We start from the raw sequence: 25,710 nt of genomic DNA on the forward strand, positions 1-25,710 counted from the left end.
TCAGCATTCCATGCTTAACACAAAGCAAGAGCCTCCATCAGAATGGAAGCTCTTTTGATTTATATTCAATATTCATTTTTTCATACCACGCGTTCAGACCGGTCCAGAGCTGTTCGCAAAGCTCATACACATGATCGATCTGGAGAAGTTGACCCCGCATCACCAATTGTGCCAGCTCATCGTATCCCGAAGGCCTGGATTTCAGGGACAGTGATTCCTCCAATGTCTTGGCTCTTGTATTGTAAAACGTACGGTTGGCAAGTCCAATCAGCTTGGCCGTCTGCCAGGTCAGGTCCTTGGCTCCAAGCGGGAGGTAGCCTAGGTTGCCGGATTGGACGTTGTTTCGTATTTTACCCATCGTTTCGTAGGGTTCCCAAATCATGAATTCCCGCATCGTTTCTTTGATGGCTTCGTCCGAAACCTGGAGGGGCAGCTTCCGAATCTCAGCGAGCAGGTTCGCCGGATCATAGATTTCCTGTAGATGGACATAAGCGCCCGCTGTAATCGCCCATGAGTCGTCCACCGACGCTGCATCCTTGAATATGTCCTGTTTTTGTTCCATGCCGATTTCGACTTTGAAAGGGGGATATATGAATTCGTGCCCGGGCAGGGAGACTCCGTCCTGTGTAACAACCCGAAGCTCAATGTCCGAGTAAGGACCATCAATCCCTTGCGCAATCGAACCGTACAGGCCAATGGCCAGAATGTCATCGCCGTGCAATTGAAGCAGCCGGTCTTTGATTTGATGAATGATGTTCATTTTCTCTTCTCTGGTCGTAGCCGCAGGATAAGGTAACATAAGGAAATCCCCTCCGAAGAAAGTTAGTTATCTATATTATAGTATACATAGAACGGGTGTATTAGGGGGTGACGGGTTATTGAAGTTTAGGAGAGTTCTGTCTTTGTTCGTCTTGGTGATGGTGATTGGGTGTTCTAGTTTGAGCAAGATCGAAGTGCCTGAGGAACTGCTCGCGGAAGGAGAAGATGAATTACGAATTCATTATTTCTATGAAGATGCCAATGCCGCGAAAGAGCCGGATGAGCAGGCGCATGTTGTATGGTGGAGTGAAGAGGTTCATATGTCCGATGTCGACAAAGAGGCTTTACAGGCTACCATATTACATAATGTAAGGGACGAGACCGTTAGGCAAAAGGCCGATGCTGTAGGACTAACCAGATTTCCGATGGTTGTATTGGTGAATGATAAAGAAATCGTCTTGAAAACGGATGACTTGAATGATGTTATAGATTTTCTTAAAAAGAACAGGCAGGGGTCATAATATTCTTATTCCTTTCCACCATATTATGGTAATATATCCTTGCGGAAGTGCGGGAGCTGCCGCATCCGCAGCCAATCTATAGCTGAGGTGAGAAGAGATGAGAAGAGATGAGCAGAGTCAAGGCAAGACCAAACAAGAATTGGACCGGGTTGTATTCATTGGCCGCACGTTTGACGAGTACACGCAAATGTTTGATTTGGAAATGTCGGAGCTAGCCGGCAAAAGGGTATTGGATTGCCCTTCCGGTGCGTGTTCGTTCACCGCTCACGGTTCGAAGCATGGAATCGATATAACGGCCAGTGATATTGCGTATGATCATAAGCTGGACGACCTGGAGGCCAAGGGACTGCAGGATATCGGGCACGCGATGGAAACGATGGAGCAAGCGAAGAGCAATTATGTCTGGGACTATTATGGAGATGTGGAGGGGCTTCGTCGGCATCGCGAGCAAGCGCTCCACGACTGCGTTCAGGATATGAGGGAGTTTCCGGATCGCTATGTCGCTGCGGTACTGCCGGAGCTGCCTTTTGATAACGAACAGTTTCACCTGGTGCTATCCGCCCATTTTCTGTTTATGTACAGCGACCGGTTGGATTATGACTTTCATGTCCAGACGGTTCGGGAGCTGCTGCGAGTGTCCTCGGAAGAGGTGCGTATCTTCCCGTTGACCGATTTATCGGGGAGCCGCTACGCCCATTTGGACCGCCTGATTCATGAACTGAAGGCAGAAGGCTTTCGGGTAGAGGAAATCAAAGTGCCATATGAGTTTATGAAGAAAGGCAATTCGCTGTTAAGCATTCGCAAGATATAGAATGAGCGTAAAATACGGGAGGGGGTCGGCAATGCCGGCCCCCTCTTTTGCGCGGATGTCCTTTTCAGAGAGGACCCGCTTTACTCCTCTGTCTGTTCTAATTCTTCTGTCTGACAGGTGCACGGAGAATGGTTTTCATGGAGGCGGCTGCGGCTTTTCGTGGATCGGACAAATAAATCTCATGATGCAGTCCGTCCTGGTCGTAATGATGCTGTTTCATGTAGGCATACATTTTCGCCAGCGTATCCGGCTCTGTGCTGTAGGGGCCGATATGCATGATTTGGACGCATAGTCCCTCATGGATCGTTTCCAATACCACCTGCTGAATGGGTTCCAGATGATTTTTCTTGGAAAAGGCCTTGTCCCGCGCGGAACTTACGATCTCCGGGGTGACGAACGCCGGCATCCGAATGAGCAGCTTCCAATGCCATTCCTCTTTCGGAACCTCCAAACCGTACCGATCCGAGTTCACCCACCATTGCCCTTCAAGTTTAGGAACGGTAAAATCCTGAATTTCCGCCTTGCAATGTCCCTTAACGCCATAGGCAACGGTATAAAGCGCCTCGGTAGCATCCTCGAAAAGAGAGCTTTCAGGCGCGCCTTGACCTTCGAATGACAGATAGGGCAAGGGATCAAACTGCACAAGCTCAGGGGTGTTCCCGGCGGTGTAATAGGTTTTATCGCTTTTGGCCAGATCGAGTTTAGGTAGGGTCATACGTAAATCTCTCCTTTATGGTCATGATTTACGCCTATCATAAACCAACTTCACTGACTGCATAGGAGTCAGTGAAGTTATCTGAAGTTATCGAAGGATCAGTCCTCGTAATATGCGGCCAGGTCTCGGGCCGTCTCGGAAAGAATGGTTCGCAGTTTCTGAGGCTCAAGTACATTAATTCCTCTGCCAAAAGAAAGCAGCACATAAGGCATGTATTGCAGCATCCAATCCGGATGCATACGGAATTCGGCCTCGTCGTCAGTTCTTCTAGTGACAAGATAAGGCTGCAGGAACCACTGGTTGCATATCGCGTCCAAGACCTCGGTGCGACCTTGAAGGCGAACGGTCACCAACGTTGGTTCCATCGTCTTCGTCTTCGGATTCTGATCCTGGTACTCATGAATACGGCTCATGTAGTCATGTACCGAGAAATGTTCCGGCATTTCAAATATGCGGCCTGTTAACGATAGGCTGTTCATCCGGTCTACCCGAAACACACGGAGGGCCTCCCGTTGATGGCAATAGGCAATCAAATACCATTTGCCGAGCCGGTAGATCAGCCCATAGGGATCAATATGGCGCTCCTCCGCGGAGCCGCTGAAGGACTTCTCATATTGAAGGATCAGGGTTTCCCGTCTGGCAACGGCTTGCTCTAACTCGCGCAATATGGGATGAAGCAAGGCACTTTGTGATGGCGATGGGATATGGATGCTGCCGACATGGCGCCGCAAGTCTTCCAATTGGGATTCCTGAAGCCGGTGCTCAATTTTGGTGAGTGCTTTTTCAAGCGCATCCGTAAACGGATAGTCCGCTTGCCGGGCAAGAAGCGCGCTGTGTTCCATGGCTTTAAGCTCGGTTGGTTCGAAGAACAGCGGCACGCTTAAAAAAGAATCCGGCAGCCTGAACCCCCCGCCATGCCCCGATTCGGATATGATGGGGACCCCGCTCATACCCAGTGTGTCGATGTATCGGTAGACCGTTCGGACACTTAACTCAAGTCTCTCCGCCAATTGCTCGGCTGTCATTTTTTTTTGCGATCGAAGCAGCCATAGGATGGATAACAGATAGTCCAGCTTAGCCATGGACAGCACTCGCTTTCTTCATGTTATTTAGGTTATATCCGGATCAATGAAGCTATTATAACCATCCATGAGGGGGTGTGATCAAGGGGATGAGGCCGGGATTTCAAGAATAACAAATAACAAAAGTTCAATATTGATATTGAATGATGGTTTGTTATAATGTGTTCAACAGAGAGGGGGCGTGAAGATGGGCATTTGGGCTATAATGGAAAGCCTCAGTGCTCATTGAACCTATGTCACATGACCAGCCATTAACGAAAGAAGCCATATTGGATGCTGCCGAGCAGACGCTTCGGCGCTATGGCCCCGACAAGACCTCGGTTGTCGATGTTGCCAAGGCGCTTCAGGTGAGCCATGGATCTTTATACCGGCATTTTCCCAGCAAGGCCGCTCTGAGAGAAGCCGTAACGGAACGGTGGCTGCAGCGGATTGCGGATCCGTTACAGAAGATTGCAGACGGAACGGAAGGGAGCGCCGCTAATCGCTTGCGGTTATGGACGGATACCCTCATCCGGGCCAAACGGGCTTATGTCCTCGAGGATCCCGAGATGTTTGCCATGTATACAACCGTGACGCTGGAAGCCGTCAAGGTGATTGATACGCATGTAAAGCTGTTAATCGGACAGATTGCCCAGATCATCGATCATGGGATGTTTGTCGGTGAATTTAAGCCTGGTCAGTCGGAGTCAGTGGCAAAAGCCTTTTTCATGGCAACGTCCCTGTTTCACCATCCGGCGCATGCCTCTCAGTGGACCTCGAAGGAGATTGAAGCCGAGTTTGACTCGGTGTGGACGCTATTGTTATCCGGAATCACGAAACAGTAAACAGGCTAGATTAATAGCAAGAGGGAATAAGGATGTGCTCGAGTCCTCCGTTATACGACACCACATAGCACGTCGGGAGCTAACGCGGTGAGATCACCCCCTACGTTAAAAAGATGCTATTCTTGGCGATACTCGCATGGGATAGCGTCTTTTTTGTTCTCATTTCATTACAAATGACAAAAATATAAAATTGTCACTTGTAATTTGTTATACGGAGACATATAATCAAATTACAAAAAGGACATACAGATCAGAGGATCATCTGATGAGATTCTCGTGCACCTAATTCCTATGCGGGAGGTTGTACCATGACAAAGAGTTTATCGGGCAAGGTAGCTATCGTAACGGGAGCATCAAGAGGCATCGGGCGTGAAATAGCGGAGAGGCTTGCGGAAAACGGGGCTAAGGTGGTTGTAAACTACGCGAGCAGCCCCGCTAAAGCTGAGGAAGTGGTGAGCGCCATTAAGCAAGGCGGCGGCGAAGCTCGGGCCATTCAAGCCGATATAAGTCAGGTAGCAGCAATTGAACGTTTGTTTAGTGAATCGATCGAGGCTTATGGCGGAATCGATATTCTCGTGAACAATGCCGGCATCATGACAACCAAGCCGATTGCGGCCATGACGGAGGAAGATTTCGATCAGCAGTTTGCGATTAACGTGAAGGGAACGTATTTCGCGATCCAGCAGGCCTTTCACCATATGAACTCGGGCGGCCGCATTATCAATTTCTCGACGTCGGTAGCTGGACAGATGTTTCCGGCATACAGCGTATATGCAGGCACGAAGGGCGCTGTGGAGCAGTTTACGCGTCAGTTAGCCAAAGAATTCGGACCCAAAGGAATTACAATTAACGCGGTGGCGCCGGGGCCGATTAATACGGAGCTATTTACCGTAGGTAAGTCGGAGGAACAGATTGCGGGGATCGTGAGCATGAACTCCTTCGGACGCCTAGGCGAACCGGATGATATTGCAGGGGTCGTGCTGTTCCTGGCAAGTGAAGAGTCGAAATGGATCACGGGTCAAACGCTCCGCGTGAATGGCGGGTTTGTGTAATATCGCTGCTATTGCAAAAATAAAAATGCACCGGGATTCCCGGTGCATTCTTCATTTACGGTAGATCGCGCAAAGGCGCCATAATTACCTGTAACATATTCTTGAGCCTAAGAATTTTCCTCCTGAGAGCGCTATCTCCCTCAAGGCAATCACAGCACTCAAGACACTTACAGCATTCAAGACACTTAATCCAGGTCCTTCCACTTCAAGTCCAGCGTCGGAGGCGTGTAGCTATCCATGAGCTCAAGCAGCTTGAGCGGGTCATCGGAGATGTTGATCAGGTTTAAGTGGGAGGCATTGGAGAAACCTTCCGTAATACTGTACTGAATCAGCTTCATGAACGGTTCATAATACTCCCGGACATTCAGCAGTCCGATCGGCTTCTGATGAATTCCGATTTGCGACCAGCACAATGCCTCGAACAATTCCTCAAAGGTTCCAAAACCCCCCGGGATGGCGATAAACCCGTCGGACAGTTTCGCCATCGTCGCTTTGCGCTCATGCATATCCGCTACTTCAATGAGCTGGGTCAGCTCGGTATGTACAATCTCCCCTTTAAACAGTCCCCTCGGCATGACACCGATAACTTCACCGCCATGCTGCAGAACCGCATTAGCTACTTCACCCATCAATCCGATTTTGGAGCCGCCGTATACGAGCTTGTATTGGTTGTTGGCAATGTGTTGGCCGAGCTCGGAAGCTTTCGCTTTATAGTCTGGATGTTCCCCCATGTTCGATCCCGCAAATACGCATATCGTTTTCAATTCGCACACTCCTTGACAAGATGTTGATATTTAATCCGTGTAATTATACTATATATAGTGATTTATGTCATGGCATCGATGGACTATATTGTTAATGATCATCAGATGGCACCCTCTTATCTTATGGCATACATGTTAGCATTATCATGAGTTTGTTCTTGAATTGTGTAAAAAGTAAAGGTTAAGTCATCCCAGGGAATCGCGGAGGTAGCACAAGTATGGATATGAATGAAGCACAGCAGTGGATTAAACAGTTTTACGGGGAGCGAGGCTGGACCCAGTACGGTCCCTTTATTCGTGTTGGGTTTTTGATGGAGGAGACAGGGGAAACGGCGCGTGCCGTCCGCGCTTATGAGATCGGCAGGGACCGCCCCGACGAGGAGGTTCAATCCAGAGAACAGCTCAAGCAGGATTTGGTGGAGGAGATCGGCGACGTGCTCGGCAACATTTCACTGTTGGCGGATCTCTATGACATTTCGCTGGAAGAAGCATTTACGGCCCATCAGCAGAAGCTGCTGAAGCGGTTTGGTTCGTAAAGGTAATACGCTAGTTCCTGTTTTGCATCCCATTGACGAGGCTGCCTCCCCAGGAATGATTCGTAGCCGAAGGGGGCATTGTTACGGCAGAACTTACGAGGTAAAAGGCTGCTCCAGGTCCCTTGGACCTTTTGGAGCAGCCTTTTTTGACATGTTGCCGTGGGATAAACCAATAAGAAGTCTTACGTTACCAGGACCTTGCGGAATTCCTCCGTCAGCAGCGGGACGATATCGAACAGATCGCCGACGATGCCGTAATCGGCTACCTTGAAGATCGGTGCTTCAGGATCTTTGTTAATGGCGATAATAACCCGCGATTGGCTCATGCCGGCCAGATGCTGGATGGCGCCGCTAATGCCGCAGGCAATATAGATCTCGGGCGTGACCACTTTGCCGGTCTGTCCGATCTGGAGCGCGTAATCGCAGTAGCCGGCATCACAGGCTCCGCGCGATGCGCCGACGGCCCCACCGAGCAGATCCGCGAGCTCCTCCAGCGGCTGGAAGCCTTCCGCACTCTTCACGCCGCGACCGCCAGAAATGACGATTTTGGCTTCCGAGAGGTCGATTTTACCCGTGGTCTTGCGAACGACGTCCTTTACCACGGAGCGGAGGGAAGGAGCCGGGTAAGCGATGTCCTCAATGCTGGTGCCAGCCCCCTCGATGGCTTCCGCGGCGGGAATATTGTTCGGACGGACCGTGACCACCCACGGTCCGTTCTGGAAGACGCGTTTCTCAAAAGCTTTACCCGCATAGAGCGGACGTGTGAACACCGCTTCTCCACCTTCGGCCTCGATCACGGTTACGTCGGAGATCTGTCCGGCATTCAAGGAAGCAGCCACCAGCGGTGCCAGGTCGCGGCCGATCGCCGTATGTCCGAATAGGACGGCATCTGGCTGCGCCTGACTGATGACCGCTTCAATGGCCGTCATATAAGCTTCGGGATTGTAGCTCTCCAGATCATCATGCTCAACCGTATAGATCATATCGGCACCGTAGGTGTTCAGGGCCGATACGGCCTCGGTAATATTCGAGCCTGCGACCAGAATGCGGATGCTGTCACCGTCACCAGCAATCAAACGAGCCGCGCCAAGCGTCTCGAGGGCAACTTGGCGCAGCTTCCCATCCCGGTTCTCGGCATACACTAATATCGTTTTGCTCATATCATAGCCTCCTAGGATCCATTGAGATTGAAGTGAAGAGAGTTTGACGATTGAACCATCCTGAGCAACCCAAGCGAATTCAGGAGATTTCCTCCGACCGCTGCTGCTCGGATTCGCGAAACGTATCAAGCGAAAAGCGTGCATGACGGACATCCCGTAAACCATACAATCAGAATACATAAGGAATGATGACATGGCTCTCTGTCGGTGCTGTGTAACCGCATTCAATAGCGAGAGTCAAAGGGGCACACCCGTACACCCGTTCATTAGATCACTTTTGACTCGGTGCGGAGCAAGGATACCAGCTCATGTGCCACTTCGGCAGGCTCGCCCTTCAGAATGCGTCCGGCACTTCGCTCCGGCGGCAAGGACAGCTCGCTTTGCTTCGTTGCTGGCTGGATATCGGCTTCTGATAACCCGAGATCATCCAGGGTCAGCGTCTGAAATGGCTTTTTCTTAGCCTTCATGATGCCAGGCAGCGATGGATAGCGGGGTTCGTTCAATCCCTGCTGTGCCGTGAAGATCGCCGGGAGCTGAACTTCCAGCACTTCAAGATCGCCTTCCGCGTCCCGATGCACTTCAGCCGTGGTACCGTTCAGCGTAAGCTTGGTAATGGAGCCGGCATGCGAAATACCGAGAAGGTTCGCCAGGCGAATGGCCACCTGACCCGAACCGCGGTCCACGGAGAAGTTGCCGCCAAGGATCAGATCCGGGCTTTCCTTGGACAAATACGCATGCAGCACCTTCGATACCGCATACTCATCGTCCGGAATTCGCTCGTCGGAGATCAGCACGGCATCATCGGCGCCCATGGCCAGCGCCGTCCGCAGGGCCTCTGCCGTACGATCCGGTCCGACAGATAGGAGTGTCACGCTGCCGCCGTGGTCATCCCGCAGCTTCACGGCTTCTTCCACCGCATACTCGTCATACGGATTGATGACGAATTTCACCCCATCCTCGGCAATCGATCCGTTCTCAATCGTAATTTTTTCCTCCGTGTCAAAGGTCTGTTTAAGCAATACCACAATCTTCATCGGTTAAACGCTCCCTTCAATTATGAATATCGGCGGGACTTATTGACCGCCGGAAACACCGTTCAGGAAAAAGCTAAGCGTCTCATCCGCCTGATCGGATAAAGAATACTTGCGGCCGGAGATCAGCCAAGAGGTTACCGCTTCGTCCATCGCGCCAAAAATCAGGTTGCGCACCAGTTTGACGTTCAGATCGGAACGGAATTTCTGTTCTTTGATGCCCTGTTCCAGAATATTCTCGATCAGCACAATATATGGCTTCAATGCGCTGCCGATTTCCTTGCGCAGCTCCAGATCGCTCTGCCGCAGCTCAATCTGCGTGACATAAGCAAGCTCAGGATTGCTCTCCAGCTCCGAAAAATGGATGCTGCACACCGTCCGCAGCGCTTCAACGGCATCCGTGGTTCCTTCCACGCTTTCGTGGAATTTGCCGACCAGCTCGCCAAGCTTCTCCTGGAACAGGCGGATCAGGATATCCTCCTTCCTCTTAAAGTATAAATAGATGGTGCCGTCAGCCACGCCGGCAGCTTTGGCGATCTTGGAAACCTGGGACCGGTGGTAGCCGTTCTCGGCGAATACTTTCAGGGCGCCCTGGAGAATAAGGTGGTATTTTTCATTTTTTTTACTTGTCATATGCTCACCCCGGTGTTAGAATACAGTTAAAATTATGAATGAATACTCATTCATTTCTTGTATCCATCATAAAATACGTTCATGTCGTTGTCAACGATGGGTTACGAAGAAGCGCGAAATGGATGAAGCAGATGGATCAGAGCAGCAGAATAAGGCGTTCATATCAGAGCAATAGACGGCAGTTCAACCGGAAGAAACAAGTCACTGGGTATCCGCAGGCAAGTACAGATGAGGGCGATGTACGGATGAAGAGATGCAGCCAGAAACGATGAAGTTCGGTTTAGCGTGGTCGGCACGGCACGATGTGGAGGTCTATTTTCGTTCCTCTAATGAAAGCGCTTCATATATGTCCCGACATGAACACATGACAAGAGGTTTCGGAAGGAGTGACAGGAGCTTCGCAAAATGGGACGCTGCACCAGACTATCAGAAGAAAGAAGGATTTTTAACGCAAGGGGCTGAGAGAGATGATTCTGACATTAATCAACGCGCTGCTCTTTGTCTTGATCACCGGTTGGGCGGTGTATATGTTCGCCACCGTGGTGTATCGCCGGTACCTGTATATCCGTTTGGGCAAGCCAGCGAATCTGAAGAAGGATCTGAAGGAACGCCTGAGCCAATTCGCCATCCAGGTATTCGGACAGAGCAAGCTGTTTAAGGATCGCAAGAGCGGCATCATGCATTTTATCGTGTTTTACGGATTTATCATTTTGCAGTTCGGTGCGCTCGACATCATCTGGAAGGGATTGTCCGGCCACAGCCTGCCGATTCCGGGGCACGCCGGCTTTATCCTCATGCAGGAGATTACGGTTGCGCTGATACTGCTCGCTATCGGTTATGCGGCCTATCGCCGCTATGGCGAGAAGCTGAAACGGCTCAAGCGGGGCTGGAAGCCAAGCATAGTCGTGTTTTTCATCACCACGCTGATGGCTTCGGTGCTGCTGACGATGGCTTTTGAACGGCTCATGGAAGGACTGGCGTGGTCGGCCATGGCACCGATATCCTCCAGCATTGCGGCCGTGTTTGCCTGGATGCCGCCGGTGGCGGTTACGGTTTGCTACTACGCTTTCTGGTGGCTGCATCTGTTGATTCTGTTGTCGTTCCTTATCTATGTGCCGCAATCGAAGCATTTTCACCTCATTACGGCGCCGATCAACATTCTGGTCCGCCGCACCGATCCCCCGAGCAAGCTCAGCAAGCTGGATTTGGAGGATGAAGAGGCCGAGGCATTCGGGGTAGGCAAGATTGAGGATTTTACGCAGAAGCAGATGCTCGATTTCTATGCCTGCGTTGAATGTGGAAGATGTACCAACGTATGCCCGGCCTCGAATACAGGCAAGCTGCTGTCGCCGATGCACATGATTGTGAAGCTAAGGGATCATCTCACGGAAAAAGGTGCCGCGCTCACCTCCAAATCAGCATGGATGCCTGCCTCGGTGTTTGGATCACCGGGCGTTCACTCCATGGGCGCAACGGATCTGGCCCTTGTTGGCTGGAAGGGCGAGGGCATTACCGATATCGGACCGACGATGGAGGTGCAGAAGCGCTCCTGGCATCAGGTCGAGGGCGTAGACCCGAAGGACATTCAATTGATCGGCGGCGTCATGACGGAAGAAGAGATTTGGGCGTGCACGACCTGCCGCAACTGCGAGGACCAATGTCCGGTCGCGAATGAGCACGTTGACAAAATCGTGGACCTCCGGCGTCATCTCGTTCTGATGGAGGGCAGCGTGCCGCAGGAAGGCCAGCGCGCGATGCAAAACATCGAGCGACAAGGCAATCCTTGGGGAATCAGCCGCGCGGACCGGAGCAAGTGGGTGAAGGAGGTCGATCCGGAAGGGACTTTGGATCTGAAGATTCCGACTGTAAAGGAAAATCCGGATTTCGACGTGCTGTTCTTTGTCGGCTCCATGGGCTCTTACGATAATCGCAGCCGCAAGATCACCAAGGCCTTTGTCCGGCTTATGAATGAAGCGGGTGTCAATTTCGCCATTCTCGGCAACGAGGAGAAGAATTCGGGCGATACGCCGCGCCGGATGGGCAATGAATTTTTGTTCCAGCAGCTGTGCACGGAGAACATCGAGACATTCCAGAAGTACGATGTGAAACGAATCGTGACGGCTTGTCCGCATACCTTCAATATTTTGAAGAACGAGTACCCGGAGTTTGGGCTTGAAGCCGAGGTCATTCATCATACGGAGCTGCTGGATCAGCTGTTGAAGGAAGGGCGTCTTAAGCCTAAGTACCAGGTACAGGAGAAAATCACCTATCATGACTCCTGTTACCTGGGACGGTATAACGATGTGTACGATCAGCCGCGCAGCGTGCTTCGCGCCATTCCTGGCGTTGAGCTTCTGGAGATGGAGCGGAATCGTGAGAACGGGATGTGCTGCGGGGCCGGCGGCGGGCAGATGTGGATGGAGGAAGACGCGGGCAAGCGTGTGAATCTGGCACGTACCGAGCAGGCATTGGCCGTATCCCCGACGATGATCAGTTCGGCTTGTCCGTTCTGTCTGACGATGCTGGAGGACGGCACGAAGCTGAAGGAAGTGGAAGAAAGCGTAAAAACGCGAGATATCGCGGAAATCCTGGAGTTATCCGTATTCGGTCTATCCGAAATCCATGAACAGGAGGTCGTTGTGCAATGAGTAATACCATTACCAAGGAATCCGTCAACGGTTCGGGTGTCGCAAGTCGAAACATCACCAAAGCCGCCGTGATCGGCTCTGGCGTCATGGGGTCGGGGATCGCCGCCCATCTCGCCAATGCCGGCATTCCCTGCCTGCTGCTCGACATCGTTCCGAAATCCTTAACCGCCGAAGAGGAGAAAGCCGGATTGTCGCTGGATCATCCGAAGGTACGAAACCGGCTTGCGGCCAAAGCCATTGCGGCTCTGCCTAAATCCAGCACAGCTCCGCTGTATAGCGCCGATTTTGTGGGCCGGATCACCCCGGGTAATACCGAGGATCATCTGAGCCAGCTGAAGGACGTGGACTGGATCATTGAGGTGGTCACGGAGCGCCTGGAGATCAAAAAAAGCATCTTCAAACAGATTGAGGGCGTGCGTAAAGAAGGGTCGATCGTCAGCACGAACACCTCCGGCATTTCCGTTAATGCGATGGTGGAGGACTGCAGCGAGGAATTCCGCAGCCACTTCCTGGGGACCCATTTCTTCAATCCGCCGCGTCATATGAAGCTGCTGGAGATTATCCCGGGTTATGACACCGATCCGGACATTACGAAGTTTATGGTTGAATTCTGCTCGAAGCGCCTTGGTAAAGGGGTTGTGCTGGCGAAGGATACGCCGAATTTCATCTCGAACCGAATCGGCACCTACGGTCTTCTGGTCACCCTGCAGGAGATGGTGAAGAACAGCTATACCGTGGAGGAAGTGGATGCGGCCACCGGTCCTGTTCTCGGGCGTCCGAAGAGCGCCACCTTCCGTACGCTGGATCTGGTCGGCATCGATACGTTTGTCCATGTTGCCAGAAATGTGTACGACTCCGTGCCGGACGGGAACGAGAAGGATGTGTTCACGGTTCCCGATGTCATGAATGAACTCGTCGCCCGCGGCTGGATCGGTGAGAAGGGCGGCCAGGGCTTCTATAAAAAAGTAAAGAGCGATCAAGGCAGCAAAATCCTATCGCTCAGCCTGTCCACGATGGAGTATAATCCGAGCGCCAAGGTGAGCTCCGCTTCTATCGAAGCCGCCAAAGCGGTGAAGGGAGCCAAGCGGAAGATCAAGGCATTCCTGGGTACGCAGGACCGTTACTCGGAATTGGCCTGGAATGTATTGAAGCAAGTGCTTGTCTATGCGGCCGACAAGCTGGGAGAGATCGCCGATTCCATCCAGGACATCGACAACGCGATGAAATGGGGCTTCAACTGGGAGCTCGGTCCATTCGAGACCTGGGATCTGATCGGACTGCCGGAATCCGTGCAGCGAATGGAAGCGGAGGGCATGACGGTCCCGGCTTGGGTAAAGGATTGGATTGCCGCCGGCAACAAGTCCTTCTATCAGCAGAAGGACGGCGAGGTGTTCCATTATTTCAAAGGCGAGTATAAGGGCGTTGAGGTTCAGCCTGAGCTGATCTCGCTGCAAGCGCTCAAATCGCAAAACCGAATCATCCGCTCGAATACGGGGGCGAATCTGATCGATATTGGGGATGGCGTTGCGTGTCTTGAATTCACCTCGCCGAACAACGCGATCGGTGCCGATATTCTGGTCATGATTCAGCAGAGCGTGGAAGAGGTTCGAGCGAATTATCGCGGGCTGGTGCTGGCGAACGAAGGCCGCAACTTCTGCGTCGGCGCCAACCTGATGCTCATGCTGATGGAAGCGCAGAGCGGCGACTGGGATGAGGTGGATGACATCATCCGTCTGTTCCAGGGCAGCATGATGAAGCTGAAGGGGTTGGAGAAGCCGGTTGTGGCCGCACCTCACCGGATGACACTGGGCGGCGGCGTGGAAGCGTGCCTGCCCGCCGACCAGATCATTTTCTCGGCGGAAACCTACTTTGGTCTCGTGGAGACAGGGGTCGGGCTCATCCCGGCAGGCGGCGGCTGCAAGGAGCTGGCGCTCATGACCAGCAACCGTCACCCCGATAAGGACAGCGACCTCCAGCCGGAGATCAACAAAATCTTCGAGATGGTGGCGATGGCCAAGGCATCGACCAGCGGACATGAAGCGATTCGCATGGGTTATGGGCGGAGCGGAGATTCGGTGGTCATGAACCAGGACTACCGGATCCATGAAGCGAAGCAAGCGGTATTAGAGATGGACCGGGAAGGCTATGTTCCGCCGCAGCCGGGCAAAGCCCGTGTTGTCGGCCGCGACGGCCGGGCCGTGCTTCAGATGGGCGCCATCGACATGAAGCGAAGCGGCTATATCAGCGATCACGATCTGTTGATCGCGAAGAAGCTGGCTTACATCCTGACCGGCGGCGATGTTCCAGCGGGAACCGTGGTGAGCGAGCAGCATCTGCTCGACCTGGAGCGCGAAGCGTTCCTCAGCTTGCTCGGCGAGGTCAAAACCCAGCAGCGCATGCAGCATATGCTGGCAAAAGGCAAGCCGCTTCGAAATTAGGGCGATGAGAGCTTCACAGCCAAGAGATAATCTATCAGTCGCAACGTACAATTCACCAAATTAACGGTGCATACAGTACACGGCGGCAGGATATCCATACTGTCGAAGTTTGATAGTGGCGGCACTTTAATCTGTATTAGCTCTATCCATTACGAATTCATTTCATGGCCGATTAGTGGCCAGCAATTATAAACGGTAATGGTTCCAACCATTTTAAGTTGATGAGGTGAATGGCATGAGAGAAGCAGTCATAGTATCCCTTGCTCGCACCCCGGTGGGGAAGGCGAAGAAGGGCAGTTTTGCCCAGACACGCGTAGAGGATCTCGGCAAAGCCGTACTGGAAGCCGTCATTGAGCGTGCGCCGGGCCTGAAAAAAGAGGATGTCGAGGACATCATCCTCGGCTGCGCAATGCCGGAAGGCGAGCAGGGCCTGAATGTTGCACGGATTATCTCGCTGTATGCGGGGTATCCGGTCACGGTTCCCGCATTGACCGTCAATCGCTTCTGCTCCTCGGGGCTTCAGGCGATCGCATTTGCGGCAGAGCGCATTATGCTCGGCCATGCCGAGGTGATCGTCGCCGGCGGCGTTGAGAGCATGAGCCATGTGCCGATGACCGGCTTCAAGCCGGCCCCGCATCCGACCATCGTGGAGGAGATGTCTGAGGTGTACATCGGTATGGGTCACACCGCGGAAGAGGTGGCTCGCCGCTTCGGCATCACCCGCGAGGCGCAGGATGCCTTTGCGGCCAGCAGTCACCGCAAGGCGGCCGCTGCCATCGCGGAAGGCAAGTTCCGGGACGAGATCGTGCCGGTGAACGTATCGCTCGCTTCGGCCGATGAGCAGGGCAAGGTGCGCAGCAAAACTTTTGCCTTCGATACGGATGAAGGGGTCCGGCCGGACACGACCCCGGATGTGCTGGCCAAACTGAAGCCGGCCTTTGCCCTCGGCGGCTCGGTTACCGCGGGCAACGCGTCGCAGACGAGTGACGGCGCGGCGGCCGTAGCCGTCATGAGCCGCGAGAAAGCGGAGGAGCTGGGCCTTACCCCGCTGGCTACCTTCAAATCCTTTGCCCTGGCAGGCGTAGAGCCGGAGATTATGGGCGTCGGCCCCGTCGAAGCGATCCCGAAGGCGCTGCGCATGGCGGGCATCGAGCTGGATCAAGTCGATGTGTTCGAGATTAACGAAGCGTTCGCTTCGCAATGCCTCCACATCATCCGCGCGCTTAATATCGATGAGAGCAAGGTCAATGTCAATGGCGGCGCCATTGCGCTCGGCCATCCGCTCGGCTGCACCGGTGCCAAGCTGACCGTCAGCCTTGTCTCCGAGCTCGCCCGCCGCGGCGGCGGCTATGGTGTCGTGAGCATGTGCATCGGCGGGGGCATGGGCGCCGCGGGGGTGTTTGAGGTGCATGCTGCTGGGGCGTAAGGAGTAGGTGGTGCAGAGTTAGGCTACCTTCCAAGCGTCTGGAGGGATATGGGGCGGGATTCTCGCAGCTGTTTAGTTTGGGTTTGAATTCGTTAGCTCAACAATGCTTCTGATTGTATTCGATAAACGATATTTAGGTTTTCGATATCAAATCTACCGATCTTCTATTGGTACATGACCAGTCTATTGACTCTGTAATGTAGTCTCAGTGCCGTGTCTGCTCCGTACGCGGACCGGATACCGCACCACTCACTCCAACCACAGGCGAGTGTAATGATAGCCGGAGGCAGGGGTTTGAACTTAGGGGATTAACTAGTTTGCGCCAACCCAGCGGAGAGGGCGGAATTGTACTGGAGAAGCGGCAGCGGTCGCCTTTGGGTTTGGATTTCTACTATTGATCAATTCATTCCCTGAAATCCAAACTCAACAGCGATCGGAAGTAAAATCCGCACGCGGAGCGACCACTATTGTGCAAGTAGTGAGATTTCATATAGCTTCCCTGCAACACCAAGGCCACCATTGCACTCCACCTTATTCCACATTCCGAAAGGGGAAACCAATCATGAGCGATAACCAAACCAAAGAACCGAAAATCAAAGGCGGCAGCTTTGTCATCGATAATCCCGATATGCAGCGCATCCTGACACCGGAGGATTTCACGGAAGAGCATCGCATGATCGGCGAGACGGTGCGCGATTTTATCGACGGGGAAGTCGTGCCGCACGATGAAGAGCTCGAGAAGCTGAATTACGAGATGACGGTAGACCTGCTTCGCAAAGCAGGCGAGCTGGGCCTGCTCGGGGCCGATGTACCGGAGCCGTTCGGCGGGATCGGCCTGGATAAAGTCAGCTCCACGATTATTAACGAAGCGTTGGCGAAGGGTTCGTCCTTTGCGCTTTCCTTCGGGGCCCATGTCGGGATCGGAACGCTGCCGATCGTGTTCTTCGGTACGACCGAGCAGAAACAGAAGTACCTGCCGGATCTCTCGACCGGCGCCAAAATCGCGGCTTATTGCTTGACGGAGCCGACCTCCGGCTCGGATGCGCTGGGTGCCAAAACGACGGCACGCCTGTCCGACGACGGAGACTATTATATTTTGAACGGATCGAAGCTATATATAACTAACGCCGGATTTGCGGATATCTTTATCGTCTACGCCAAGATTGACGGAGAGCATTTCACCGCGTTCATTGTCGAGAAGGAGATGGAGGGCTTCACACTCGGACCGGAGGAGAAGAAGATGGGCATCAAAGGCTCGTCGACGCGTCCGCTCTTCTTCGAAGACGTGAAGGTGCCGAAGGAGAACCTGCTCGGCGAGATTGGCAAGGGCCACCGGATCGCCTTCAACATCCTGAACATCGGTAGGTATAAATTGGCAGCCGGCACGGTCGGTGCGGCAAAGGAATCGATTGAGCTGAGCGCGAAATATGCTAACACACGTAAACAGTTCGATACGCCCATCTCGCAGTTCCCGCTCATGCGCAAGAAGCTGGCCGAGATGAACATCACCGCCTTCGTGATGGAGAGCATGGTGTACCGTACGGCAGGACTGCTGGACGAAGCGATGCAGGACATCGATTACAACAGCGAGGATGCAGGCATCCATTCGGCGGCCGCGATCTCCGACTATGCCATTGAGTGTTCGATCAACAAGGTGTTCTGTTCGGAAGGACTCGATAATGTGGCAGACGAAGCGGTGCAGATTCACGGGGGCTATGGGTATATCCAAGAGTACAAAGTAGAACGCATCTATAGGGACTCCCGCATCAACCGCATCTTTGAAGGCACGAACGAGATCAACCGGCTCCTGATTCCGGGCACGCTTGTGAAGAAGGCCATGAAGGGCGAGATCGCGCTCCTGCAAAAAGCGCAAGGTCTCCAGGGTGAGCTGCTGCAGCTGGTACCTGGTCAAACCTTCGAAGGCACACTGGAGCAGGAAGCGCACTTCCTGGACATGAGTAAGAAAATTTTCCTCCTCGCGGGTGGTTTGGCGGTACAGAAGTTCGGCACGAAGCTGGAGAAAGAGCAGGAGGCCTTGTCCAATCTGGCGGATATGATGATTGATATTTATGCCCTCGAGAGTGCGCTGCTGCGTACCCGCAAGCAAATCGAACGCACCTCCGAGGAAAAAGCAGCCAGCATGATCGAGATGACGCAGGTGTTTGCATACGAGGCGTTCCAGCGCATTGAAGCACTCGCGAAAGAGACGCTGGCCTCGGTGGAAACCGGGGATATGCTGCGGATGCAGCTGTCGGTGCTCAAGAAACTGACGCGTTGCACGCCGGTTGATACGGTGGCCCTCAAGCGCAGCATCGCAGCCCGCGTGGTCAAGAACGAGCGGTACACGGTGTAACACGCATCAACGCCAATACGATGCGTAAGTAACCTCAAAAGAGAGAGATTTTTCTTGGAGTAGGAAAGAAGGAGCATTCCTTAGGAAAGGGTTGGTTTTGTATGGATACAAAGCCTTGGCTGCCGTTTTATCCGCCCGAAGTAGCCCCCGCTTTTGATTATCCGAAACAGAATTTGGCACTATTTCTTGTGACGTCGGCGCAGAAGTTTCCGAACCGTCCGGCCCTGTATTTCATGGGCAAGACGATCAACTACAGAAGTCTGCTGGAGTCGTCCTATCGTATGGCAAACGCACTCCGCAGCAAAGGGATTAAGAAGGGCGACCGGGTAGCGATTATGCTGCCCAACTGCCCGCAGGTGGTGATGTCGTATTATGGCGTGCTGCTGGCCGGAGCCGTAGCCGTCATGACCAACCCGCTCTATATGGAGCGGGAAATTGCGCATCAGATGAAGGATTCCGGTGCCAAGATCATCATCACGATGGATATGTTTGTGTCCCGCGTTGAGAAAGTCATCGAGGAAACGGACCTGGAGCATATGATTGTTACGTCCGTGGCGGATTACCTTCCGTTCCCCAAGAACCTTCTCTACCCGATCAAAGCCAAGAAGGAGGGTCCCCTTCCGGTCGTCAACTATGGAAGCCGGGTCCATGCCTTCAAAAAGCTGCTTGCGAGCGCGCCGAATGACCCGATCTGCGAATCCGTGAAGGCGGAGACGGACTTGGCACTGCTCCAATATACCGGCGGCACGACCGGTGTTCCCAAAGGCGTCATGCTGACGCATATGAATCTGATCGCCAACACCGTGCAATCCGCCAACTGGTGCTTTCAGGTGGAGGATGGGAAGGAGCGGTATCTGGCGGTTCTGCCCTGTTTTCACGTATTCGGGTTGACCGTGCTGCTGAACCAGGCGATCTACCGTGCCGGCATGCTGATATTGGTACCGAAATTCGAAGTGACAATGATTCTGAACCTGATCAAAAAAATGAAGCCGACGCTCTTTCCGGGCGCGCCGACCATGTATATCGCACTGATTAATCACCCGCGGATCAAGGAATATGATCTGTCGTCGATCAATGCTTGTGTCAGCGGCTCTGCCGGGCTGCCGGTCGAGGTGCAGGATAAGTTCGAGGAGCTGACCAGAGGGCGGTTGATCGAAGGCTACGGCCTGACCGAAGCTTCCCCGGTTACCCATGTGAATCCAATCTGGGGAAGGCGAAAAATCGGCACCATTGGCGTACCCGTTCCGGATACGGATGCCAAGGTGGTCGATCCCGATACGGGTGAAGAAATGCCGGTCGGCGAGCCTGGCGAGCTGATCGTGAAAGGTCCCCAGGTGATGATGGGATACTGGAATCGGCCGGAGGAGACGTTTGATACGCTCCGCAACGGCTGGCTGTTCACGGGCGATATGGCCACGATGGACGAAGAGGGGTATTTTACGATCATCGACCGCAAGAAAGACATGATCATTGCAAGCGGTTTCAATATTTATCCTCGGGAGATCGAGGAAGTGCTGTATGAGCATCCCTCAGTGAAAGAAGCCGTCGTGGTCGGAACGAAGGATGATTATCGCGGCGAAACCGTGAGAGCTTATATTGTGCTGAAGGATGGCGCGTCTCCGGACCCTTCGGGCCTTGAGAAGTTTTGCCGCAGTCAGCTGGCTGCCTATAAGGTGCCGCGCGAGTACGTGTTCCGCGATTCGCTGCCGAAGACGATGGTAGGCAAGGTGCTGCGCCGCAAGCTGCTGGAGGAAGAAGAGGAAGGCAAAACAGGCTAAGCGCAGAATAGCGGAGTCGGCAGGATAGGCGATTCATGGTATCCCGCTGAAATGGATACAGTACTAACGACGTCATAAGAAAAAAGGAGGCGGCCTGATGAATCATACCAATGCCAATCCGGATACGAAGGCCGGACAGCCGGAATTCGACCGGGAGGCGTACATTGAGGCCATGACCCAAGCGGCGGAGCCCACCTTCTGGGGATATCTCGGCTGCAAGCTTGCGTCTGCCAGCTCGGAGGCGGTTGTTGTGACGCTGGATGCCCAGCCTCATCATATGAATATGATGGGCATCGTGCATGGCGGCGTACTCTCCTCATTGATGGATAACGCCATGGGCGTTGCCGTCATGCTGGAGCGCCCGGGCGAATCGACGGTGACGAGCAATCTGAACGTGCATTTTGTCATGCCGGCCAGGGCGGGAGTTCTTACCGTGACGGCAAGCATCGTGCATCAGACGCATCGTTCGGTCACAACGGAGTGCAGGATTACGAATGAGAAGGATGAGCTTGTCGCGATCAGCACAGGGTCCTTCCGAGTGAAATAAAGCAGCCTTGGCTGCTATGAAACAGATGGTCTGCCAACGATGGAGGGGCAGGCCATTTATTTTTTTGGTGAGCTGAAATAGTGTTCCCGCTTACTCCTTGTCAGGTCGATAAAGCTGTGGTACAATAAAAATGCTGTTTTTCATGTAGAATCTAGAATGTCTCTTCAGATCATAAATTCAGATGTTTACATACGTAGGAGGTGGAAGTCATGGTTGTATTTTTTGAAGTGTTGCTTGTTATTTTCTCCATCGGGTTGATTACTGTCGTTCTTCTCCAAAAGGGGAAAAGCGCAGGTCTTGCCGGTGCCATCTCCGGCGGTGCGGAACATCTTTTTGGTAAAACGAAGGCTCGCGGTATGGATCTCGTACTGCAGCGTACAACGGTAGGTCTTGCAGCAGGATTTATGATTTTGGCCATCGTTGTTGCTATGTTGAAATAACAATTAACGTTACCCTCGCTTTTTCACTCTTGGAAGAGCGGGGGTTTTTTATTGCCTGAATTTCGGAATACATAGGTTAAGACGGTGTTCGGAAGGATACCGGGGATTAAATTCGTGTATACTAGGGTATGAGTATATGAAGGTAAAGAATGGATAGCGGAACGATGAAATTGCAGGTTCCCCGAGGTGATAATGATGATAACTGAAGAAATATTACTGAATTTTATGCGGGAAACTGCATACAAACCGATGACGTACCAGGAATTGGAGCAGCATTTTGCCATTAAGGATGCCCATGAATTCAAGGAATTCTTGAAGCTGCTGAATGAGCTTGAGCAATCCGGAAAAATCATTCTGACCAGCACCCAGCGTTATGGCGTGCCGGAACGGATGAATTTGCTGCGCGGACGTCTGCAGGCTCATGCGAAGGGTTTTGCCTTTCTGATTCCCGATGATCGCGAGCACCCGGATGTGTACATTCATGCCAATGATCTGAAGAGTGCGATGAATGGAGATATCGTGCTTATCCGGATCAGTTCCAAACAGAACGATGGCGGCAAAATGGAAGGCGAAGTGGTCCGTATCGTGACGCGCGCCGTCACCCAAGTCGTGGGTGTATTCCAGAACCATGAAGCCTACGGCTTCGTGCTGCCGGATGATAAGCGGATCAACCGGGATATTTTTATTCCGAAGCATGCGATGAACGGCGCCGTTGATGGCGTGAAGGTCGTGGTGAAGCTGGTCAGCTATCCGGAAGGAAGAGCTGCGGCAGAGGGCGAAGTGGTGGAGATTCTGGGTCACAAGGATGATCCGGGTGTCGACATTCTGTCCATTATCCGCAAGCATCAGCTGCCGGAAGGTTTCCCGGAGGAAGTGCTGGCTGAAGCGGATGCAGCGCCGGACTCCATTACGGAAGATGAAATTGTGCAGCAGGGACGCCGGGATTTGCGCGGCTTGAACATTGTGACGATTGACGGCGAAGATGCCAAGGATCTCGATGATGCGGTAAATGTGGAGCGTCTGCCGAACGGGAATTACCGTCTAGGCGTCCATATTGCCGATGTCAGCTATTACGTCCGCGAGCGTTCCGAGCTGGATAAGGAAGCTTACAATCGCGGCTGCAGCGTGTATTTGGTGGATCGGGTGATTCCGATGCTGCCGCACCGCCTGTCTAACGGCATATGCAGCTTGAATCCGCAGGTGGATCGTCTGACGATGTCCTGTGAGATGGAATTCAACGATCAGATGAAAGTCGTGAAGCACGATATCTTTACGAGTGTTATCCGTACGAAAGAACGGATGACGTATAACAATGTGAGAAAAATCCTGGTGGATGAGGATCCGGAGCTGATCGAGCGCTATAGTGACCTCGTGGAGGATTTCCGCTTGATGCGCGAGCTGGCGCTGAAGCTGCGGAACCGCCGGATGCGCCGGGGCGCGGTGGATTTTGATTTTGTGGAATCCAAGGTCATTGTGGACGAGAATGGCAAAGCCGTGGATATCGTCAAAAGAGAACGCTCCATCGCGGAGCAGATCATTGAAGAATTCATGCTGGCGGCCAACGAAACCGTAGCTGAGCATTTCCACTGGCTGAAGGTACCGTTCATCTACCGGATCCATGAGGATCCGGATCAGGAGAAGCTGCAGAACTTTATGGCGTTCGCGGCCAATTTCGGGCATCAGGTGAAGGGACGGGGCAATTCGATCCATCCGCGCGCACTGCAAAACCTGCTGGAAGCCATTCAAGGCACGAAGGAGCAAACGGTGCTCAGCACGATGATGCTTCGCTCGATGAAGCAGGCGAAATATGACGCGGAAAGTACGGGCCACTTTGGCCTTGCTGCGGAATATTACTCTCACTTTACGTCTCCGATCCGGCGTTATCCCGATCTGGTTATTCACCGGGTCATCCGGGAAGTGCTGGAGAGTGGCGGCGCGCTCAATGAGAAGCGCCATGAGCATCTCGCCGGCCGGATGGCTGACATCGCTCAGCAATCCTCGGAGCGCGAGCGTGTAGCCGTGGATGCGGAGCGCGATACGGAAGCGCTCAAGAAAGCCGAGTTCATGCTGGATAAGGTCGGCGAAGAGTTCGAAGGCATTATCAGCAGCGTGACCAGCTTCGGCATGTTCATTGAGCTGGAGAACACGGTCGAAGGCTTGATTCGCCTCAGCGCGATGACCGACGATTATTACCATTTCGATGAGGGCCATATGGCGCTGATCGGGGAGCGGACCTCAAAGGTATACCGCATCGGTGATGATGTGAAGGTTCGCGTGGCGAAGGTGAACATGGACGATCACACCATCGATTTTGAGATGGTGGATATGAAGCCGCGCCGCCAAGGGCGCGGCGAAGGCGACCGCGGCGGCAATGGCGGGCGCGGATTCGGTGCCCGCGATGGCGCAGCCCGCGGGGGTAAGGGCCGCGGCGCTAAGCGGGGCACGGCTGAAGCTGGCGCGCCAGGCGGACGCCGCAGTGACAGCGCCGGCGGCCAGGGCGGCCGCGGCAAGCGCAGCGGCGAGGCGCCAGCTGGAGCAGGCGCTGGTGCTGGCGCAAGCGAACAGCAGGCGTCGAACTTCGCCTTTGGCTCCGGCAAAGGCGGATACAGCTCGGCAGGGGGCGGCGCTCTCGGCTTTGACCGCAACGCCCGCAGCTCTGGTGGTGCTGGCGGTAAGAACCGACGCAAGAAGACGTCGGGCAGCGGGATTTTCATCGGCGAAGGTCCAACACCAGGCGGCAATGCTGGTGGCAACTCCGGTGGTGGCGGTGGCCGCAAACGGAAGAGTAAGGGCGGAAACGGCACAGCCGCTTTTGTCCGCAAGAAGAAAAAGTAACATTCTCCTCCTGACTAACGCTGGAGGTGCTTGCCCCACCTTGCTTTTAGAGGCTGACGTTTGATACAATGGACTTCTGGTGAGATTGCAATTGGCGGTCTGCCGGAAGTCCTTTTTCCATTATCATTGTTGATGACAAGGGGTGAGACCATGGGTAAGAAAAGTGACGGGAAGGTTCTGGCCCAGAACAAAAAAGCTTCCCATGATTATTTCATCGAGGATACGTATGAAGCCGGGATGGTCCTGACCGGAACGGAGATCAAATCCATACGGAACGGCCGTGCCAATATTGGAGATGCGTTCGCAACCATTCGAAATGGCGAGATCCATATCCATAACATGCATATCAGCCCGTTCGAGCAGGGGAACCGTAACAACCCAACGGACCCTACGCGTACACGGAAGCTGCTGCTGCATAAGGAGCAGATCCGCAAGCTGCTGGGCCTGTCCAAGCAGGATGGCTACGCGATTGTACCGCTGAAAGTCTACATCCGTAACGGCTATGCGAAGTTGTTGCTTGGCCTCGGTAAAGGTAAGCGTCAGTACGACAAGCGTGCCGATGCCGCCAAGAAGGATGCACAGCGCGATATCCAGCGTGCACTGCGCGAGAAGCAGAAGATTGCAAGGTAATTACGGTTGTCCGTGGCATGTCGTTTAAGAAATCGGCATCATGTTTAATGAACGTTGTGGGATGGCAGCTTTTAGCTGTGTTACCTGCATTGTATATATTATTTTGATGTAAAGTGTGATATACTAGGTGATGTAAGAGAGATCAATAAGATCTTTGACAATCAGTATACAGCCTGCGTATTCCTTTCTTGGAGGGAAAGAATGCGCAATAGATGGACTGCTATGACTGAATACATTCTTTGATTTAATCCGATAGCCCTTTTTGGCAGGAACGCTCAGGTGCGAAGCACCGGCATTTCTCCAACTTAAGGGGGCGTTTTTGGATTCGACGGGGATAGTTCGGGCATGAGTAGCGGGTAGTGGGGACGCGTCCACTTCATCAACGCTAAAGCCAATTAAACGGCAAACAACAAAACAACTACGCTTTCGCAGCTTAATAACCTGTGAGCGTGCTCTCGCTCTGTATCGCCCATGTACCGGGATGAGGGCTCAACTTTAGTGGGATACGCTGTCTAGTCTCCGCCTGGGGCTAGCTGAAGAAGACAATCAGGCTGACCTGAAGGGAATCCGGTGACAGGGAGTCTCTAGGGTGACATCAAATCTGTCACTACACCCGTAGAAGCTTGTGTTGTCGTTATCTTCGGACAGGGGTTCGACTCCCCTCGCCTCCATACATAAAATCGAAAAGCGACCTTGTGAGGTCGCTTTTTTGCGTGAAAATAAAAGA

At 53.2% G+C, this 25,710-nt stretch carries 21 protein-coding genes and 1 other RNA gene; 15 read left to right on the forward strand and 7 right to left on the reverse strand.

The genetic code is table 11. The features are described from left to right. Positions 1-37: 37 nt before the first annotated feature. Positions 38-799, reverse strand: coding sequence for a kanamycin nucleotidyltransferase C-terminal domain-containing protein (locus tag PAEVO_RS21860; protein WP_100539656.1), 762 nt, complete (start codon positions 797-799; stop codon positions 38-40). Between the two features lie 139 nt (positions 800-938). Here PAEVO_RS21860 and PAEVO_RS21865 point away from each other — a divergent pair, with 139 nt between their 5' ends. Then, on the forward strand, positions 939-1,280 hold the full coding sequence (locus PAEVO_RS21865) for a hypothetical protein (protein WP_243390892.1): 342 nt from the start codon (positions 939-941) through the stop codon (positions 1,278-1,280). Positions 1,281-1,377: 97 nt separating this feature from the next. Then, entirely contained in the window at positions 1,378-2,091 is a 714-nt protein-coding gene (locus tag PAEVO_RS21870; protein ID WP_100539657.1) for a class I SAM-dependent methyltransferase, read from the forward strand. A 97-nt stretch (positions 2,092-2,188) separates the two neighbouring features. Here the strand turns inward: PAEVO_RS21870 and PAEVO_RS21875 are convergent, their stop codons facing one another. Together PAEVO_RS21875 and PAEVO_RS21880 are read right to left on the reverse strand one after the other, a co-directional pair. After that, positions 2,189-2,806, reverse strand: a complete 618-nt coding sequence (locus PAEVO_RS21875; protein ID WP_100539658.1) for a GyrI-like domain-containing protein — start codon at positions 2,804-2,806, stop codon at positions 2,189-2,191. Between the two features lie 98 nt (positions 2,807-2,904). Next, entirely contained in the window at positions 2,905-3,888 is a 984-nt protein-coding gene (locus PAEVO_RS21880; protein WP_133120348.1) for a helix-turn-helix transcriptional regulator, read from the reverse strand. 233 nt (positions 3,889-4,121) lie between these two features. Between PAEVO_RS21880 and PAEVO_RS21885 the strand changes: the two genes are divergently transcribed. Together PAEVO_RS21885 and PAEVO_RS21890 are read left to right on the forward strand one after the other, a co-directional pair. Continuing rightward, positions 4,122-4,712 (forward strand): TetR/AcrR family transcriptional regulator, encoded by a 591-nt coding sequence (locus PAEVO_RS21885; RefSeq protein WP_243390893.1) that lies wholly within the window; start codon positions 4,122-4,124, stop codon positions 4,710-4,712. 308 nt (positions 4,713-5,020) lie between these two features. Continuing rightward, positions 5,021-5,764 (forward strand): SDR family oxidoreductase, encoded by a 744-nt coding sequence (locus tag PAEVO_RS21890; RefSeq protein ID WP_100539660.1) that lies wholly within the window; start codon positions 5,021-5,023, stop codon positions 5,762-5,764. A gap of 185 nt (positions 5,765-5,949) precedes the next feature. On the opposite strand, the gene PAEVO_RS21895 is transcribed toward PAEVO_RS21890, so the two are convergent. Beyond that, positions 5,950-6,528 carry an LOG family protein gene (locus PAEVO_RS21895; RefSeq protein WP_100539661.1) on the reverse strand — a complete coding sequence of 193 codons (579 nt, stop codon included), beginning with the start codon at positions 6,526-6,528 and terminating at the stop codon, positions 5,950-5,952. A 218-nt stretch (positions 6,529-6,746) separates the two neighbouring features. Here PAEVO_RS21895 and PAEVO_RS21900 point away from each other — a divergent pair, with 218 nt between their 5' ends. Further along, positions 6,747-7,064 carry a MazG nucleotide pyrophosphohydrolase domain-containing protein gene (locus PAEVO_RS21900; protein WP_100539662.1) on the forward strand — a complete coding sequence of 106 codons (318 nt, stop codon included), beginning with the start codon at positions 6,747-6,749 and terminating at the stop codon, positions 7,062-7,064. 182 nt (positions 7,065-7,246) lie between these two features. Here PAEVO_RS21900 and PAEVO_RS21905 read toward each other — a convergent pair whose 3' ends face one another. From PAEVO_RS21905 to PAEVO_RS21915, 3 genes are all read right to left on the reverse strand, one after another. Next, positions 7,247-8,224 (reverse strand): electron transfer flavoprotein subunit alpha/FixB family protein, encoded by a 978-nt coding sequence (locus tag PAEVO_RS21905; RefSeq protein WP_100539663.1) that lies wholly within the window; start codon positions 8,222-8,224, stop codon positions 7,247-7,249. Between the two features lie 266 nt (positions 8,225-8,490). Further along, positions 8,491-9,258, reverse strand: a complete 768-nt coding sequence (locus tag PAEVO_RS21910) for an electron transfer flavoprotein subunit beta/FixA family protein (RefSeq protein ID WP_100539664.1) — start codon at positions 9,256-9,258, stop codon at positions 8,491-8,493. A 39-nt stretch (positions 9,259-9,297) separates the two neighbouring features. Then, complete coding sequence (locus tag PAEVO_RS21915; RefSeq protein ID WP_100539665.1) at positions 9,298-9,888, reverse strand: TetR/AcrR family transcriptional regulator; 591 nt, start codon at positions 9,886-9,888, stop codon at positions 9,298-9,300. Between the two features lie 467 nt (positions 9,889-10,355). On the opposite strand from PAEVO_RS21915, the gene PAEVO_RS21920 reads away from it, so the two are divergent. The 10 genes from PAEVO_RS21920 (at position 10,356) to ssrA (ending at position 25,657) form a co-directional block, all read left to right on the forward strand. Beyond that, positions 10,356-12,536: a (Fe-S)-binding protein gene (locus PAEVO_RS21920; protein ID WP_100539666.1), complete on the forward strand. Its 2,181-nt coding sequence runs from the start codon at positions 10,356-10,358 to the stop codon at positions 12,534-12,536. Then, complete coding sequence (locus PAEVO_RS21925) at positions 12,533-14,974, forward strand: 3-hydroxyacyl-CoA dehydrogenase/enoyl-CoA hydratase family protein (protein WP_100539667.1); 2,442 nt, start codon at positions 12,533-12,535, stop codon at positions 14,972-14,974. The genes PAEVO_RS21920 and PAEVO_RS21925 overlap by 4 nt, the downstream gene beginning before the upstream one ends. Positions 14,975-15,209: 235 nt before the next feature. Beyond that, positions 15,210-16,400: an acetyl-CoA C-acyltransferase gene (locus tag PAEVO_RS21930; protein ID WP_100539668.1), complete on the forward strand. Its 1,191-nt coding sequence runs from the start codon at positions 15,210-15,212 to the stop codon at positions 16,398-16,400. 562 nt (positions 16,401-16,962) lie between these two features. Then, the gene (locus PAEVO_RS21935) at positions 16,963-18,753 is read left to right on the forward strand and encodes an acyl-CoA dehydrogenase family protein (protein WP_100539669.1); all 1,791 of its coding nucleotides are present in this window, start codon (positions 16,963-16,965) and stop codon (positions 18,751-18,753) included. Between the two features lie 101 nt (positions 18,754-18,854). Continuing rightward, on the forward strand, positions 18,855-20,531 hold the full coding sequence (locus tag PAEVO_RS21940) for a long-chain-fatty-acid--CoA ligase (RefSeq protein ID WP_100539670.1): 1,677 nt from the start codon (positions 18,855-18,857) through the stop codon (positions 20,529-20,531). Positions 20,532-20,628: 97 nt separating this feature from the next. Continuing rightward, positions 20,629-21,078, forward strand: a complete 450-nt coding sequence (locus PAEVO_RS21945) for a PaaI family thioesterase (RefSeq protein ID WP_100539671.1) — start codon at positions 20,629-20,631, stop codon at positions 21,076-21,078. Between the two features lie 209 nt (positions 21,079-21,287). After that, positions 21,288-21,518, forward strand: a complete 231-nt coding sequence (secG, locus tag PAEVO_RS21950) for a preprotein translocase subunit SecG (RefSeq protein ID WP_009593367.1) — start codon at positions 21,288-21,290, stop codon at positions 21,516-21,518. Positions 21,519-21,713: 195 nt separating this feature from the next. Then, entirely contained in the window at positions 21,714-24,353 is a 2,640-nt protein-coding gene (gene rnr, locus PAEVO_RS21955; protein WP_100539672.1) for a ribonuclease R, read from the forward strand. Positions 24,354-24,503: 150 nt separating this feature from the next. Continuing rightward, positions 24,504-24,983 carry an SsrA-binding protein SmpB gene (gene smpB, locus PAEVO_RS21960; protein ID WP_023966984.1) on the forward strand — a complete coding sequence of 160 codons (480 nt, stop codon included), beginning with the start codon at positions 24,504-24,506 and terminating at the stop codon, positions 24,981-24,983. A 309-nt stretch (positions 24,984-25,292) separates the two neighbouring features. Next, positions 25,293-25,657, forward strand: a transfer-messenger RNA (tmRNA) gene (gene ssrA / locus PAEVO_RS21965). Positions 25,658-25,710 lie beyond the last annotated feature (53 nt).

It is taken from the genome of Paenibacillus sp. GM2FR (assembly GCF_002803325.1).
GTDB lineage: Bacteria > Bacillota > Bacilli > Paenibacillales > Paenibacillaceae > Paenibacillus_AQ > Paenibacillus_AQ lautus.

Bases quoted from the DNA above. Each gene is read 5' to 3' on its own strand.
- PAEVO_RS21880 (WP_133120348.1), bottom strand. From the start codon at position 3,888: ATGGCTAAGCTGGACTATCTGTTATCCATCCTATGGCTGCTTCGATCG.
- PAEVO_RS21925 (WP_100539667.1), top strand. From the start codon at position 12,533: ATGAGTAATACCATTACCAAGGAATCCGTCAACGGTTCGGGTGTCGCA.
- PAEVO_RS21905 (WP_100539663.1), bottom strand. From the start codon at position 8,224: ATGAGCAAAACGATATTAGTGTATGCCGAGAACCGGGATGGGAAGCTG.
- PAEVO_RS21885 (WP_243390893.1), top strand. From the start codon at position 4,122: ATGTCACATGACCAGCCATTAACGAAAGAAGCCATATTGGATGCTGCC.
- secG (WP_009593367.1), top strand. From the start codon at position 21,288: ATGGTTGTATTTTTTGAAGTGTTGCTTGTTATTTTCTCCATCGGGTTG.
- PAEVO_RS21940 (WP_100539670.1), top strand. From the start codon at position 18,855: ATGGATACAAAGCCTTGGCTGCCGTTTTATCCGCCCGAAGTAGCCCCC.
- PAEVO_RS21915 (WP_100539665.1), bottom strand. From the start codon at position 9,888: ATGACAAGTAAAAAAAATGAAAAATACCACCTTATTCTCCAGGGCGCC.
- PAEVO_RS21945 (WP_100539671.1), top strand. From the start codon at position 20,629: ATGAATCATACCAATGCCAATCCGGATACGAAGGCCGGACAGCCGGAA.
- PAEVO_RS21935 (WP_100539669.1), top strand. From the start codon at position 16,963: ATGAGCGATAACCAAACCAAAGAACCGAAAATCAAAGGCGGCAGCTTT.
- PAEVO_RS21870 (WP_100539657.1), top strand. From the start codon at position 1,378: ATGAGAAGAGATGAGCAGAGTCAAGGCAAGACCAAACAAGAATTGGAC.
- PAEVO_RS21900 (WP_100539662.1), top strand. From the start codon at position 6,747: ATGGATATGAATGAAGCACAGCAGTGGATTAAACAGTTTTACGGGGAG.
- PAEVO_RS21860 (WP_100539656.1), bottom strand. From the start codon at position 799: ATGTTACCTTATCCTGCGGCTACGACCAGAGAAGAGAAAATGAACATC.
- PAEVO_RS21875 (WP_100539658.1), bottom strand. From the start codon at position 2,806: ATGACCCTACCTAAACTCGATCTGGCCAAAAGCGATAAAACCTATTAC.
- rnr (WP_100539672.1), top strand. From the start codon at position 21,714: ATGATAACTGAAGAAATATTACTGAATTTTATGCGGGAAACTGCATAC.
- smpB (WP_023966984.1), top strand. From the start codon at position 24,504: ATGGGTAAGAAAAGTGACGGGAAGGTTCTGGCCCAGAACAAAAAAGCT.
- PAEVO_RS21930 (WP_100539668.1), top strand. From the start codon at position 15,210: ATGAGAGAAGCAGTCATAGTATCCCTTGCTCGCACCCCGGTGGGGAAG.
- PAEVO_RS21910 (WP_100539664.1), bottom strand. From the start codon at position 9,258: ATGAAGATTGTGGTATTGCTTAAACAGACCTTTGACACGGAGGAAAAA.
- PAEVO_RS21890 (WP_100539660.1), top strand. From the start codon at position 5,021: ATGACAAAGAGTTTATCGGGCAAGGTAGCTATCGTAACGGGAGCATCA.
- PAEVO_RS21920 (WP_100539666.1), top strand. From the start codon at position 10,356: ATGATTCTGACATTAATCAACGCGCTGCTCTTTGTCTTGATCACCGGT.